10 protein-coding genes, 1 pseudogene and 1 riboswitch are annotated in these 13,301 nt (G+C 61.7%); of the genes and pseudogenes, 5 read left to right on the forward strand and 6 right to left on the reverse strand.

Features of this window, described 5'->3' with window-relative positions; all coding sequences use genetic code 11:
- Window positions 1-154 precede the first annotated feature (154 nt).
- Window positions 155-772, forward strand: coding sequence for a PAQR family membrane homeostasis protein TrhA (trhA, locus tag AB4N80_RS07260; protein WP_122567374.1), 618 nt, complete (start codon window positions 155-157; stop codon window positions 770-772).
- Between the two features lie 136 nt (window positions 773-908).
- On the opposite strand, the gene AB4N80_RS07265 is transcribed toward trhA, so the two are convergent.
- Complete coding sequence (locus AB4N80_RS07265; protein ID WP_122567373.1) at window positions 909-1,628, reverse strand: 16S rRNA (uracil(1498)-N(3))-methyltransferase; 720 nt, start codon at window positions 1,626-1,628, stop codon at window positions 909-911.
- Window positions 1,629-1,758: 130 nt separating this feature from the next.
- Window positions 1,759-3,165 (reverse strand): adenosylmethionine--8-amino-7-oxononanoate transaminase, encoded by a 1,407-nt coding sequence (locus AB4N80_RS07270; protein ID WP_122567372.1) that lies wholly within the window; start codon window positions 3,163-3,165, stop codon window positions 1,759-1,761.
- 246 nt (window positions 3,166-3,411) lie between these two features.
- Between AB4N80_RS07270 and AB4N80_RS07275 the strand changes: the two genes are divergently transcribed.
- The 3 genes from AB4N80_RS07275 (at window position 3,412) to AB4N80_RS07285 (ending at window position 6,638) form a co-directional block, all read left to right on the forward strand.
- Window positions 3,412-5,169, forward strand: coding sequence for a flavin monoamine oxidase family protein (locus AB4N80_RS07275; RefSeq protein WP_460081304.1), 1,758 nt, complete (start codon window positions 3,412-3,414; stop codon window positions 5,167-5,169).
- A 288-nt stretch (window positions 5,170-5,457) separates the two neighbouring features.
- Window positions 5,458-6,009: a cytochrome b gene (locus AB4N80_RS07280; protein ID WP_460081306.1), complete on the forward strand. Its 552-nt coding sequence runs from the start codon at window positions 5,458-5,460 to the stop codon at window positions 6,007-6,009.
- Window positions 6,010-6,041: 32 nt separating this feature from the next.
- Window positions 6,042-6,638: a YceI family protein gene (locus AB4N80_RS07285; protein WP_025215936.1), complete on the forward strand. Its 597-nt coding sequence runs from the start codon at window positions 6,042-6,044 to the stop codon at window positions 6,636-6,638.
- Between the two features lie 252 nt (window positions 6,639-6,890).
- On the opposite strand, the gene AB4N80_RS07290 is transcribed toward AB4N80_RS07285, so the two are convergent.
- The 4 genes and pseudogenes from AB4N80_RS07290 to ahcY form a co-directional block, all read right to left on the reverse strand.
- On the reverse strand, window positions 6,891-8,759 hold the full coding sequence (locus tag AB4N80_RS07290) for a DEAD/DEAH box helicase (RefSeq protein ID WP_092204931.1): 1,869 nt from the start codon (window positions 8,757-8,759) through the stop codon (window positions 6,891-6,893).
- 234 nt (window positions 8,760-8,993) lie between these two features.
- A pseudogene (locus AB4N80_RS07295) lies at window positions 8,994-9,801 on the reverse strand (substrate-binding periplasmic protein); the annotation flags it as partial.
- A 193-nt stretch (window positions 9,802-9,994) separates the two neighbouring features.
- Window positions 9,995-10,840 carry a methylenetetrahydrofolate reductase [NAD(P)H] gene (gene metF / locus AB4N80_RS07300; protein ID WP_305482024.1) on the reverse strand — a complete coding sequence of 282 codons (846 nt, stop codon included), beginning with the start codon at window positions 10,838-10,840 and terminating at the stop codon, window positions 9,995-9,997.
- Window positions 10,841-11,020: 180 nt separating this feature from the next.
- Window positions 11,021-12,430 (reverse strand): adenosylhomocysteinase, encoded by a 1,410-nt coding sequence (gene ahcY, locus AB4N80_RS07305; RefSeq protein ID WP_122566560.1) that lies wholly within the window; start codon window positions 12,428-12,430, stop codon window positions 11,021-11,023.
- A gap of 23 nt (window positions 12,431-12,453) precedes the next feature.
- Window positions 12,454-12,560: riboswitch (S-adenosyl-L-homocysteine riboswitch) on the reverse strand.
- A gap of 191 nt (window positions 12,561-12,751) precedes the next feature.
- Here ahcY and AB4N80_RS07310 point away from each other — a divergent pair.
- Window positions 12,752-13,153, forward strand: coding sequence for an acyl-CoA thioesterase (locus AB4N80_RS07310; RefSeq protein ID WP_018605038.1), 402 nt, complete (start codon window positions 12,752-12,754; stop codon window positions 13,151-13,153).
- The last annotated feature ends 148 nt before the right edge of the window (window positions 13,154-13,301 follow it).

Here is a 13,301-nt window from a genome sequence, read left to right on the forward strand (position 1 = left end):
GCCGCCCCCAAGATTTTGTGAGCGCTGCGCACTCAAGCGGGAGCAAGTTCCCTCGCCACAGGTTTTGTATTTGGCTGGCTTGAAGCAAAACATTGCACTTTGAGACGCCAAGCCTGAGCCTTGGCGTCTGTTCTGGAATGTGAGGTGGGATGGGATGTATCACGGCGAACGACTCAACGCCTGGACGCACCTGGTCGGGGCGGTGGCTGCTTTCATCGGGGCGGTGTGGTTGTTGGTGATTGCCGGGATGGCCGGCGATCCTTGGAAGATCGTCAGCGTGGCGATCTACGGGTTTACCTTGCTGGTGCTGTACAGCGCTTCGACGGTTTACCACAGCGTGCGCGGGCGCAAAAAAGAAATCATGCAGAAGGTCGATCACTTTTCGATCTACCTGTTGATCGCGGGCAGCTATACCCCGTTCTGCCTGGTGACCCTGCGCGGGCCTTGGGGCTGGACGTTGTTCGGGATCGTCTGGGGACTGGCGGTGATTGGTATCTTGCAGGAAATCAAGCCGCGTTCCGAAGCGCGGATCCTGTCGATCGTGATCTACGCCGTGATGGGCTGGATCGTGCTGGTGGCGGTCAAGCCCCTGCTCGCGGCCTTGGGCAGCACCGGGTTCGCTTGGCTGGCCTCGGGCGGCGTGTTGTACACCGTCGGCATTATCTTCTTCGCCCTCGACCACCGGTTGCGCCACGCCCATGGTATCTGGCACTTGTTTGTCATGGCCGGCAGTCTGTTGCACTTCGTGGCGATTCTGTTCTATGTGCTCTGACGCCTGAACACAGCTGATCCATTGTGGGAGCGAGCTTGCTCGCGATTGCGGTGCATCAGCTTGCATCCATGCTGAATGTTGAACCGCAATCGCGAGCAAGCTCGCTCCCACATTGATCTTCAGTGGGCGCAGGAAACTAGAAATCCCCCCACAACTGCTGCGCCACCGCCAACGCTACCACCGGCGCGGTTTCGGTGCGCAGCACACGGGGGCCGAGGCGGGCGGCGTGGTAGCCGGCGGTTTTGGCCTGCTCGACCTCGGCCTCCGACAACCCACCTTCGGGGCCGATCAGGAACGCCAGGGTCGACGGCCTGGCATGGCTGACCAGCGGCTCGGCCACCGGATGCAGCACCAGCTTCAGTTCGGCCTCGGCCTGCTTCAACCAGTCGGCCAGCAGCAGCGGCGGGTGGATCACCGGCACGGTGGAGCGCCCGCACTGTTCGCAGGCGCTGATCGCCACCTGGCGCCAGTGCAGCAGGCGTTTGTCGGCGCGTTCGTCCTTGAGGCGTACTTCGCAGCGTTCGCTGAAAATCGGTGTGATCTCGCTGACCCCCAGCTCCGTGGCTTTCTGGATCGCCCAATCCATGCGCTCGCCCCGGGACAGGCCCTGGCCGAGGTGAATGCGCAGCGGCGATTCAGATTGGCCGGCGAACTGCTCGTCCAGTTGTACCCGCACGCGCTTCTTGCCGACTTCGGCCAAGGTGCCGCGAAACTCCTGGCCGGAACCGTCGAACACCTGCACCGCATCGCCCTCGGCCATGCGCAGCACCCGGCCGATGTAATGGGCCTGGGCTTCAGGCAGTTCATGGTCGCCGAGGCCCAGGGGGGCGTCGATGAAGAAGCGGGACAGTCTCATGTGGAGTCTCTGCAAGAAAAAGTGATCGTGGTTGAAGCTCGCGGCCTCATCGCGGGCAAGCCTTGCTCCCACAGTGGGCTCGCACTTCTCTGTGGGAGCAAGGCATGCCCGCGATGGCGGTGGCCCAGGCTCAGCCCGGGTCGCGATAGCCCGGGTGAAAGTCCTTCGGCACCGACACGCTGACCTTGTCCCGAGTGGCGATGTCGATGCCTTCGCTGGCCACTTCGGCGAGGAAATCGATCTGCTCAGGGGTGATGACATACGGCGGCAGGAAATACACCACGCTGCCCAGAGGCCGCAACAATGCACCGCGCTCCAGGGCATGCTGGAACACCGCCAGGCCACGCCGTTCCTGCCACGGGTACGCGGTTTTGCTGGCCTTGTCCTTGACCATCTCAATGGCCAGCACCATGCCGGTCTGGCGCACTTCGGCGACGTTCGGGTGATCGGCCAGGTGCGCGGTGGCGCTCGCCATGCGCTGGGCCAAGGCCAGGTTGCTTTCGATGACGTTGTCTTCTTCGAAGATATCCAGCGTCGCCAGGGCCGCCGCGCAGGCCAGCGGGTTGCCGGTGTAGCTGTGGGAATGCAGGAAGGCGCGCAGGGTCGGGTAGTCGTCGTAGAACGCGCTGTAGACCTCGTCGGTGGTCACGCACGCCGCCAGCGGCAGGTAGCCGCCGGTCAGGGCCTTGGACAGGCAGAGAAAGTCCGGGGTGATGCCGGCCTGCTCACAGGCGAACATTGTCCCGGTGCGGCCGAAGCCGACGGCAATTTCATCGTGGATCAGGTGCACGCCATAGCGGTCGCAGGCTTCGCGCAGCAACTTCAGGTACACCGGATGGTACATGCGCATGCCACCAGCGCCCTGGATCAGCGGTTCGACGATCACTGCCGCCACTGTGTCGTGGTGCTCGGCGAGGGTCTGCTCCATAGCGGCGAACATATTGCGCGAATGTTCTTCCCAGCCCATGCCTTCGGGGCGGTGGTAGCAGTCGGGGCTCGGCACCTTGATCGTGTCCAGCAACAGCGCCTTGTAGGTTTCAGTGAACAGCGGCACATCGCCCACCGACATCGCTGCGATGGTTTCGCCGTGGTAACTGTTGCTCAGGGTGACGAAGCGCTTCTTGTCCGGCCGGCCGCGATTGATCCAGTAATGGAAGCTCATCTTCATCGCCACTTCGATGCAGGACGAGCCGTTATCGGCGTAGAAGCATCGAGTCAGGCCCTCGGGCGTCATCTTCACCAGGCGCTCGGACAGTTCGATCACCGGTTGATGGCTGAAGCCGGCGAGAATCACATGCTCCAATTGATCGACCTGGTCCTTGATGCGCTGGTTGATGCGCGGATTGGCGTGGCCGAACACATTGACCCACCAGGAACTGACGGCATCGAGGTAGCGCTTGCCTTCGAAATCTTCCAGCCACACGCCTTCACCGCGCTTGATGGGGATCAGCGGTAGCTGTTCGTGGTCTTTCATCTGGGTGCAGGGATGCCACAGCACCGCGAGGTCGCGTTGCATCCACTGGTTATTCAGGCCCATTTACAGTCTCCTCGAGGCGGCTCGCGGCGGGCGCGGGCAAAACAATCGCGCAAGCCTATGCAATGGCGGCCCTGGGGACAACCCATTGTGTCATTGGCGCTACTTTGAGTGAGGCGATAGACGTCGCTGGCGGCGTTATGATGGCTGTCGTATTCTTCGCCGTTCCCTGAGCATACTTGCTCGAAAAACCGCGAGCCGCCTGGCTCGAAAGCTGAAATTTCCTACGTTTAATCCGGAGTTCGTTGAATGTCTGCTGGTTGGCTGCGCGCCTGTGCGCTGGTAATGATAGGGCTGTTCAGCGTTTCGGCGCTGGCCAAGGACAAACAACCGACGGCCATCGTCATCGGCGGCGGCCTGGCGGGGCTCACCGCGGCCTATGAGTTGCAGAACAAAGGCTGGGCCGTGACGCTGCTGGAAGCCAAGCCGAGCCTGGGCGGTCGCTCGGGCATGGCCACCAGCGAATGGATCGGCAACGAGAAGACCCAGCCGGTGCTGAACAAGTACGTCTCCACCTTCAAGCTGAGCACCACGTCGGCTCCGGAATTCGTGCGCACCCCCAGCTACCTGATCGACGGCACCTACTTCACCGCCGCCGACCTGGCGACCAAGCAGCCGGCCACCGCCGAAGCCCTCAAGCGCTACGAAACCACCCTGGATGATCTGGCGCGCTCCATCGAAGACCCGCAAAACCCGGCGGCCAACAACACGTTGCACGCGTTGGACCAGATCACCGTGTCCAACTGGCTCGATCGCCTGCAACTGCCGGCCACGGCGCGTCAGTTGGTGAACCAGGAAATCCGTACCCGTTATGACGAACCTTCGCGCCTGTCGCTGCTGTATTTCGCCCAGCAGAACCGCGTCTATCGCGGCGTGTCCGACCGCGACTTGCGGGCCTCGCGCCTGCTCGGCGGCAGTCCGGTGCTGGCCCAGGCGTTCGTCAAACAACTGAAGACCATCAAGACCAACTCGCCGGTGTCGGCCATCTCCCAGGATAAGGACGGCGTGACCGTGAAGGTCGGCAGCGTTGGCTACCAGGCTGACTACGTGGTGCTGGCGGTGCCATTGCGGGCGCTGAACAAGATCCAGTTGACCCCGGCCCTGGACGCCCAGCATCTAGGCGCGATCAAGGGGACCAACTACGGCTGGCGCGACCAGATCATGCTCAAGTTCAAGACTCCGGTCTGGGACAGCAAGGCGCGCATGTCGGGCGAGATCTACAGCAACACCGGCCTGGGCATGATGTGGATCGAGCCGGCCATGAAGGGCGGCGCCAACGTGGTCATCAACCTGTCCGGCGACAACGCCCGGGTGATGCAAGCCTTCGGCGACAAGCAGATGGTCGATCAGGTGCTGATCCGCCTGCACGCGTTTTATCCACAGGCCCGTGGCGCGTTCACCGGCTATGAGATCCGCCGCTACAGCACCGACCCATCCATGGGCGGCGCGTACCTGGCCTTTGGCCCGGGCCAGATCAGCAAGTACTGGCGCCTGTGGGAAAAGCCATTGCAACGCGTAGCCTTTGCCGGCGAGCACACCGACACCTTGTATCCGGGCACTCTGGAAGGTGCGTTGCGCAGCGGCCAGCGGGCAGCCAGCCAGGTTGAAGACCTGGCGGCCGGCAAGTCGTTTGAACCGGCCAAGGTGGCTCCGGCGGCCACAGCGGCAGCGGCCGGTGCGGTGGCCGCGAAGAAGGGCAACTTCTTTAGCAACCTGTTTGGCGGTTCGGATGACGACAAGAAGCCGGAGCCGGTGAAGGCGCCAGAGCCGGTAGCACCTGCTCCCGTGCCGGCCCCCGCCCCAGCGCCGGCCCCGGTGGAGCCTCCCGCGCCAGCCCCGGCGAAGGTTGAGCCGGCCAAGAAAGCCGCGACCAAACCAGCGCCGAAAAAACCAGCCGCCAAGGCCCCGGCTAAAAAAGCGCCGGTGAAGAAAGCTACGCCGGCGAAGAAACCGGCGGCCAAGCCGGCAGCGACAACGCCGGCAGCGACTGAGACCAAGGCTCAGTAAGGCTCGGTGACAGAAAAAAGCGCGGCATGTCAGCCGCGCTTTTTTTTGCTTGAGCCACTATCGTGGGCCAGCTCGCTCCCACAGGGATTGCGCTCGGCCAGTGTGGGAGCGAGCTTGCTCGCGATGAGGCCCGTCCTGATATCACGCATTGTATTGGCTTTAATCTTTCCTTAACCCACCCCCTCCAGACTCAAGATCGTATTTCTCGATATTTCAAAGCGAAATTTTCCGCTTTAACTCGATAGATAACTCGCTAGTCTTGATCGCAGTTTTTACAGGATATGAGCAATGCAGCTTCGCAACTCTTCTTCTCGCTATGGCTGGGTCAGTATCGCTGTGCACTGGGGCGTTGCGCTGGTGGTGTACGGGCTGTTCGCCCTGGGCCTGTGGATGGTCGGCCTGGATTACTACAGTACCTGGCGCAAAGATGCGCCGGACCTGCACAAGAGCATTGGCCTGGTGCTGCTGGCGGTCATGTTGCTGCGGGTGATCTGGCGGTTTGTCAGCCCGCCACCACCGACCCTGCCAACCTATGGCCGCCTGACCCGCGTCGGCGCCAGGCTTGGCCATAGCGCACTGTATCTCGGGTTGTTCGCCGTGATGATTGCCGGTTACCTGATTTCCACCGCAGACGGTGTCGGGATTCCGGTGTTTGGCCTGTTTGAAGTACCCGCGCTGGTGTCCGGACTGCCCGATCAGGCAGACGTCGCCGGTGAGATTCACTTCTACCTGGCATGGGCGCTGGTGATTTTTTCCGGCCTTCATGCGTTGGCAGCATTGAAACACCACTTTATCGACCGTGACGCGACCCTCAAGCGAATGCTGGGGCGCCAAGCCTGATGTTCAACCTCGACTCCAAAGGAATAGAAAGCATGTTGAAAAAGACGCTCGCCGCCCTGGCAATTGGTTCTGCCCTGCTGTCGGCCGGTCAGGCCATGGCTGCCGACTACGTCGTCGACAAGGAAGGCCAGCACGCCTTCGTCGACTTCAAGATCAGCCACCTGGGCTATAGCTACATCACCGGTACCTTCAAGGACATCGACGGCAAGTTCAGCTTCGACGCCGCCAAGCCTGAAGCCAGCAAGATCGAGTTCAACGTGAATACCGCCAGTGTGTTCACCAATCACGCCGAGCGCGACAAGCACATCGCCAGCGCTGATTTCCTGAACGCCAGCAAATTCGGCAAGGCCACCTTCGTTTCCACCAGCGTCAAATCCACCGGCAAAAACGCCGATGGCAAGGAAACCGCCGATGTGACCGGTGACCTGACCCTGCTGGGCGTGACCAAGCCGGTTGTGGTCAAGGCCACCTTCCTGGGTGAAGGCAAGGATCCATGGGGCGGCTACCGTGCGGGCTTCGAAGGCACCACCAGCATCAAGCGTTCGGACTTCGGCAAGCAGAAAGACCTGGGTCCAACCTCCGATGCGGTCGAACTGTACGTCTCGTTTGAAGGTGTCAAAGCGAAGTAACCTTCGCGCCTGACAAAAAACGCCCCTGGTCTTGCGATCAGGGGCGTTTTTTATTGCCACATGAAAATCGAATAAACAGCGCAGGACTTCTGTGGGAGCGGGCTTGCTCGCGAATGCGGTGGGTCAGTCGATAAAATATTGCCTGATAGAACGCATTCGCGAGCAAGCCCGCTCCCACATTTGGAATTGTGTAGGACCAAAAAAATGCCCCAGGTCGCGAGACCTGGGGCTTTTTTTACGGCTTGGAAAAACTCAGCGATTGCGCGTCAGCAATGCCGGTTTTTCGCCCCGTGGGCGGCTTGGCAGTTGATCCAGCTGCTCAGGCGTCGGGAAGCGATCGGCTTTCGATTCCTTGTGCATGATCTTCGGCTGGTTGCTGCGCGGGTTCTGCACGGCGGGTTCCTGGCGAGGCTGGTCGTCACGGGCCGGGCGGCGCGGGCGGGTGTCGTCGCGACGGGCCTGGCCGTCACGCGGGGCGCCGTTGCGTGGGCCGCTGCGCTTGGCCGGCGGGGTGCCGGTGGACGAGCCGTTGCTGTTGCGCGGACCGTTCTGGCGACCTTGTGGCTGGCCACTGCGCGGAGCGCCTGCACCGGCGCCCTGTGCCGGGGCACCTGGGCGACGACCGCGGCCCTGGGCCGGTTTCTGCTGCGGCACGTAGTCGACGCGGTTACCGAAGTTGTCTACGTCGTCGTCCAGGAACTCGTCTGGAGCACGATCGGCTGCGGCGCGCGGGGCCGGGCGCTGCTGCTCACGGGCCGGGGTGCCTTCGCGGGGCTTCTGCTCGCGGGCAGGGCGTTCGCCGCGGCCATTGCTGTTGCTGGCCGATTTTTCCTTGCCCTTGTCCTTGCCTTTGTCTTTGCGACCGCCGCCACCACCACCGCCGTTCGGGCCGTCACCGCGTGGGCCACGGGCATTGCGCGGATTGCGCACATCCGGACGTTCGCGTACTTCAGGCTTCTCGGCCTCGATGGTGCTGGCATCGAAGCCCATCAGGTCGCCGTCGGCAATTTTCTGCTTGGTCATGCGCTCGATGCTTTTGAGCAGCTTTTCTTCGTCCGGCGCGACCAGCGAGATCGCTTCGCCCGAACGACCGGCCCGGCCGGTACGGCCGATACGGTGAACGTAATCTTCATCGACGTTCGGCAACTCGAAGTTGACCACGTGGGGCAACTGGTCGATGTCCAGGCCACGGGCGGCGATGTCGGTGGCCACGAGGATGCGCACTTCGCCGGCCTTGAAATCGGCCAGGGCCTTGGTACGGGCGTTCTGGCTCTTGTTGCCGTGGATCGCCACGGCTGGCAGGCCATGCTTGTCCAAGTACTCGGCCAGGCGATTGGCGCCGTGCTTGGTACGGGTGAACACCAGGACCTGTTCCCAGGCGCCAGCGGTGATCAGGTGCGCCAGCAAGGCACGCTTGTGGCTGGCCGCCAGGCGGAACACACGCTGTTCGATACGCTCGACCGTGGTGTTCGGCGGCGTGACTTCGATGCGCTCCGGGTTGTGCAGCAGCTTGCCGGCCAGGTCGGTGATGTCCTTGGAGAACGTCGCCGAAAACAGCAGGTTCTGGCGCTTGGCGGGCAGGCGGGCGAGAACTTTCTTCACGTCATGGACGAAGCCCATGTCGAGCATGCGGTCGGCTTCGTCCAGCACGAGGATTTCAACGTGGGACAAGTCGACGCTGCCCTGGCCGGCCAGGTCAAGCAAGCGACCGGGGCAGGCCACCAGTACATCGACGCCACGGGACATGGCCTGGACCTGGGGGTTCATGCCGACGCCGCCAAAAATGCAGGCGCTGACGAACTTCAGGTCGCGAGCGTAGACCTTGAAGCTCTCGTGTACCTGGGCCGCCAGTTCGCGGGTAGGGGTCAGGACCAGTACGCGCGGTTGGCGCGGGCCATGACGCTGGGATTTGTCTGGGTGACCGTTGGGAAACAACCGCTCCAGAATCGGAAGGGCGAAACCGCCGGTTTTACCAGTACCTGTCTGCGCCGCGACCATCAGGTCGCGACCTTGCAACACGGCGGGAATGGCCCGCTGTTGCACCGGGGTAGGCTGGGTATAGCCGGCGGCTTCGATGGCGCCGACTAAAGCCTCGGAGAGACCGAGGGAAGCAAAGGACATGAGTAATCCTGTTTTAGTGAGGGCCTGGCCCAATGGGATAGTCTTGCCGGGCGCGAATGACGTTCAACCAAAAGACGTCATCCCGTCCGGTCCTGCCGGGCCTCGAAGGCGGGTCCGGACAAGGCTCGCGCGGGCTGTAGGCTGCGCTGTAGCGGTGTCGGGATGCCTTTTGCAAGACCGGGCGTCCGGGCGTGAGCCTGGCGGGAAGGCCGGAGTATAACAGAGCAAACGCCCCGCGCCGCTTTCCTGCTGCTCAACGGTTTATTTCAGCGCTGGCCCGGCTGGGCGAGGAGGCCTTGGTCATCGGACCTGCGCCGTAGCGGGCGCTCAGTTCTGCATAGGCCGGTTCGCGCTTGAAACGCTTGAGTTCGGCACTGAAGCGTTGCACCAGCAAATCCATCCCGGCTTTGCGCCGCACCGCCAGGTATTGGCTTTGACGGTTCACCACCACCGGGTTTTCGGTGATCTGGTCGCCCAACTGCATTTGTTCGAGCACATGTCGGCCGACTCTGCGGTCGGTGATGAGCAGGTCGATCCGACCCAGTTGCAACTTGCCGAAATTGGCTTCGTGGGTGGGTGCCGCTTCACGTTTGAACAGAGTCGACTCACTGAAGGCCTGGCTGTACAGGTAACCGGGCGAGGTGCCGACGGTCAGGCCGCCCAGGTCGTCGAGCGTGCGAAACGGATGGGGGCGGGCGTTGGCGTAGAACATCACGAATTCCACGTCCGACAGCGGTTCGCTGGGGTAAAGCAACAGGGCATCGCGCTCATCGCTGTGGAAAATGTCCAGCGCACCGTCCGCCAAGCCCTGTTCCAGCATCGCCAGGCAACGCTTCCAGGGCAGGAACTGCCATTCCACGTCGATGCCCAGGCGCTTGAACACAATGGCCGTGGTTTCGTAGTCCAGGCCGAGCATCTTGCCGTTCTCTTCGTAGACATAAGGTGCCCAGGGTTCGGTGACAATGCGCAACTTCTCGGCCTGGGCGGTCACGCTCAGGCACAAGAGAAGAAGGGCGGTTAGCAACTGGACAATGGCGGGCATGGGCCTGAGGTTACGACGAGAGCTCATCAAATAGCTAGAGCGCTCTGGCCTGCGCCTTGATTGCCTTTTGTGCTCATGGATGGCCTCGCGGTGTTCACCCGATGCAAACGCATTTGCTTAAGGCAGGCGCCCACCGAATGAAAAAAGGCCTTGGTTTTCGCCAAGGCCTCTTTTTACCACTGCGTTAAGTCAATCAACGCGGCAGCTTGAGGTTTTTCCATACCGCGAGGCTGGGCTCGGCCTGGTTAAGGGTATAGAAATGCAGCCCCGGTGCACCGCCTTGCAGCAACCGCTCACACATTTGCGTGATGACTTCCTCGCCGAAGCTTTGGATGCTCGCGGAGTCATCGCCATAGGCTTCCAGTTGCTTGCGGATCCAGCGTGGGATTTCTGCACCGCATGCGTCGGAGAAGCGCGCCAGCTTGCTGTAGTTGGTGATCGGCATGATGCCCGGCACGACAGGAATGTCGACGCCCAGCTTGCGGATACGTTCGACGAAGTAGAAATAACTGTCGGCGTTGAAGAAGTACTGGGTAATCGCGCTGCTGGCGCCAGCGTTGGCCTTGCGCACGAAATTGCGCAGATCGTCTTCAAAGTTGCGTGCTTGCGGGTGCATTTCCGGATACGCCGCCACTTCGATGTGGAAGTGTTCGCCGGTTTCTTCACGAATGAAGCTCACCAGTTCGTTGGCGTGGCGCAGCTCACCGCTGGCCATGCCCATGCCCGAGGGCAGGTCGCCACGCAGGGCAACGATGCGCTTGATGCCAGCGGCCTTGTATTGGGACAGCAGGCTGCGCAGGTCGTCCTTGCTGTCGCCGACGCAGGACAGGTGCGGCGCGGCCGGGATTTTGACTTCGCTTTCGAGCTGCAACACGGTGTTCAGGGTGCGGTCACGGGTCGAACCGCCGGCGCCATAGGTGCAGGAGAAGAAGTCGGGGTTGTAGCTGGCCAACTGGCGGGCAGTGGCGATCAGTTTTTCATGCCCAGCATCGGTCTTCGTCGGGAAGAACTCGAAGCTGTAGCGACGGTCTTGGGACATGGTCGTATCCTTGGAAACTCGTAAGCCGGAGAGGCCTGCATATCCCTTGTGGGAGCGGGTTTATGTGGGAGCGAGCTTGCTCGCGATTGGCATCGCCTCGGTCCGATAGCTGGACCGAGGTGTCTGCATCGCGAGCAAGCTTTGCTCCCACAGGCCCGCTTCCAAAGGGAAGGGCGCCGATCAGTAGCGGTAAGCGTGCGGCTTGAACGGGCCTTCGACGGTGACGCCGATGTAGTCAGCCTGTTGCTTGGTCAGTTGGGTGACCACGCCGCCGAAACCGCGAACCATTTCCAGGGCCACTTCTTCGTCGAGTTTCTTGGGCAGTACTTCCACGGTCAGGCGCTCGGCTTTCTGGGCCGGCGACAGGTCGGCGTACTTCTGGCCGAACAGGAAGATCTGGGCCAGGACCTGGTTGGCGAACGAACCGTCCATGATGCGGCTTGGGTGACCGGTGGCGTTGCCCAGGTTGACCAGGCGACCTTCGGCCAGCAGGATCAGGTAGTCGTCGTTCTGTGGGTCGAAGCTGCCAGTGCCGGTGCGGTGAACCTTGTGCACCTGTGGCTTCACTTCTTCCCATGCCCAGTTCTTGCGCATGAAAGCGGTGTCGATTTCATTGTCGAAGTGACCGATGTTGCAGACAACGGCGCGCTTCTTCAGGGCCTTGAGCATGTTGGCATCGCAGACGTTGACGTTGCCGGTGGTGGTCACGATCAGGTCGATCTTGCCCAGCAGGGCCTTGTCGATGCTGGCTTCGGTGCCGTCGTTGATCCCGTCGATGAACGGCGAAACCAGCTCGAAACCGTCCATGCAAGCCTGCATGGCACAAATCGGATCGACTTCGGAAACCTTGACGATCATGCCTTCCTGACGCAGGGACTGGGACGAACCCTTGCCCACGTCACCGTAGCCGATCACCAGCGCCTGCTTGCCCGACAACAGGTGGTCGGTGCCGCGCTTGATGGCGTCGTTGAGGCTGTGACGGCAGCCGTACTTGTTGTCGTTCTTGCTCTTGGTCACCGAGTCGTTGACGTTGATGGCCGGGATTTTCAGCTCGCCCTTGGCCAGCATGTCCAGCAGGCGGTGTACGCCGGTGGTGGTTTCTTCGGTCACGCCGTGGACCTTGTCCAGCACGGCCGGGTATTTCTTGTGCAGCAGCTCGGTCAGGTCACCGCCGTCGTCGAGGATCATGTTGGTGTCCCACGGCTGGCCATCCTTGAGGATGGTCTGCTCCAGGCACCACTCGTACTCTTGCTCGGTCTCGCCTTTCCAGGCGAAAACCGGGATGCCGGCAGCGGCGATGGCGGCAGCGGCCTGGTCCTGGGTCGAGAAGATGTTGCAGGACGACCAGCGGACTTCGGCGCCCAGGGCAACCAGGGTTTCGATCAGCACGGCGGTCTGGATGGTCATGTGGATGCAGCCGAGGATTTTTGCGCCCTTCAATGGCTGTTCGCCAGAGTACTTGCGACGCAGGCCCATCAAGGCTGGCATTTCGGATTCGGCGATGATGATTTCGCGACGGCCCCAGGCAGCCAGGGACATGTCGGCGACTTTGTAGTCGGTAAAAGCGGCAGGCGTGATAACAGCGCTCATGAAGAGCCTCCATTCGTAATGTATGCGAATGGGCGCCGTTGTGCGTTTAGTGTCCGTGCGGGCAGGCCCGTACAAACAACGCCCCATCCGAGCCTGACAGGTCGAGCCTGCTGCAGCGCCCCTCGGACAGGTGGCGGGAACGGTCCAAAGGGTGGACCGGTAAAGCGGTGGCGATTATAACGGGCTAATCGGATCTTCCAAAAGGGTTTCTGTCGGGCAAATCGAAATTGCCGATGACAGTTATAGGGGCAGCGACATAGAGCCTGTCCGCCCGGTCTGCCATGATGCTGCAATCCATTGGCCAGACGCTCAGGAGTGATCATGAATTTCCACACCCGCAAATGGGTCAAGCCCGAAGACCTCAACCCCAACGGCACGCTGTTCGGCGGCAGCCTGTTGCGCTGGATCGACGAAGAAGCGGCGATCTACGCCATCGTCCAGCTTGGCAACCAGCGCGTGGTCACCAAGTACATCTCGGAAATCAATTTCGTCAGCGCTTCGCGCCAGGGCGACATCATCGAGCTGGGCATTACCGCCACCGAGTTTGGCCGCACCTCCATCACCCTGACCTGCGAGGTGCGCAACAAAATCACCCGCAAAAGCATCTTGACCGTGGAGAAGATGGTCTTCGTCAACCTTGGCGAAGACGGCCTGCCCGCGCCTCATGGGCGGACCGAGATCACCTACGTCAAGGATCAGTTCAAGGACGATGTCGTCGAGTGAGATCGGCGGCGCGCCCATCGCGAGCAAGCTCGCTCCCACAGGGGTTCTGGGCCGGTCACAGGATAAGCGTCCACCACCAATCCCCTGTGGGAGCGAGCTTGCTCGCGATGACGATTGCGCATCCAGCATCGATGCAAACTGACCCACC

This window comes from Pseudomonas sp. H3_A02 (assembly GCF_054671965.1).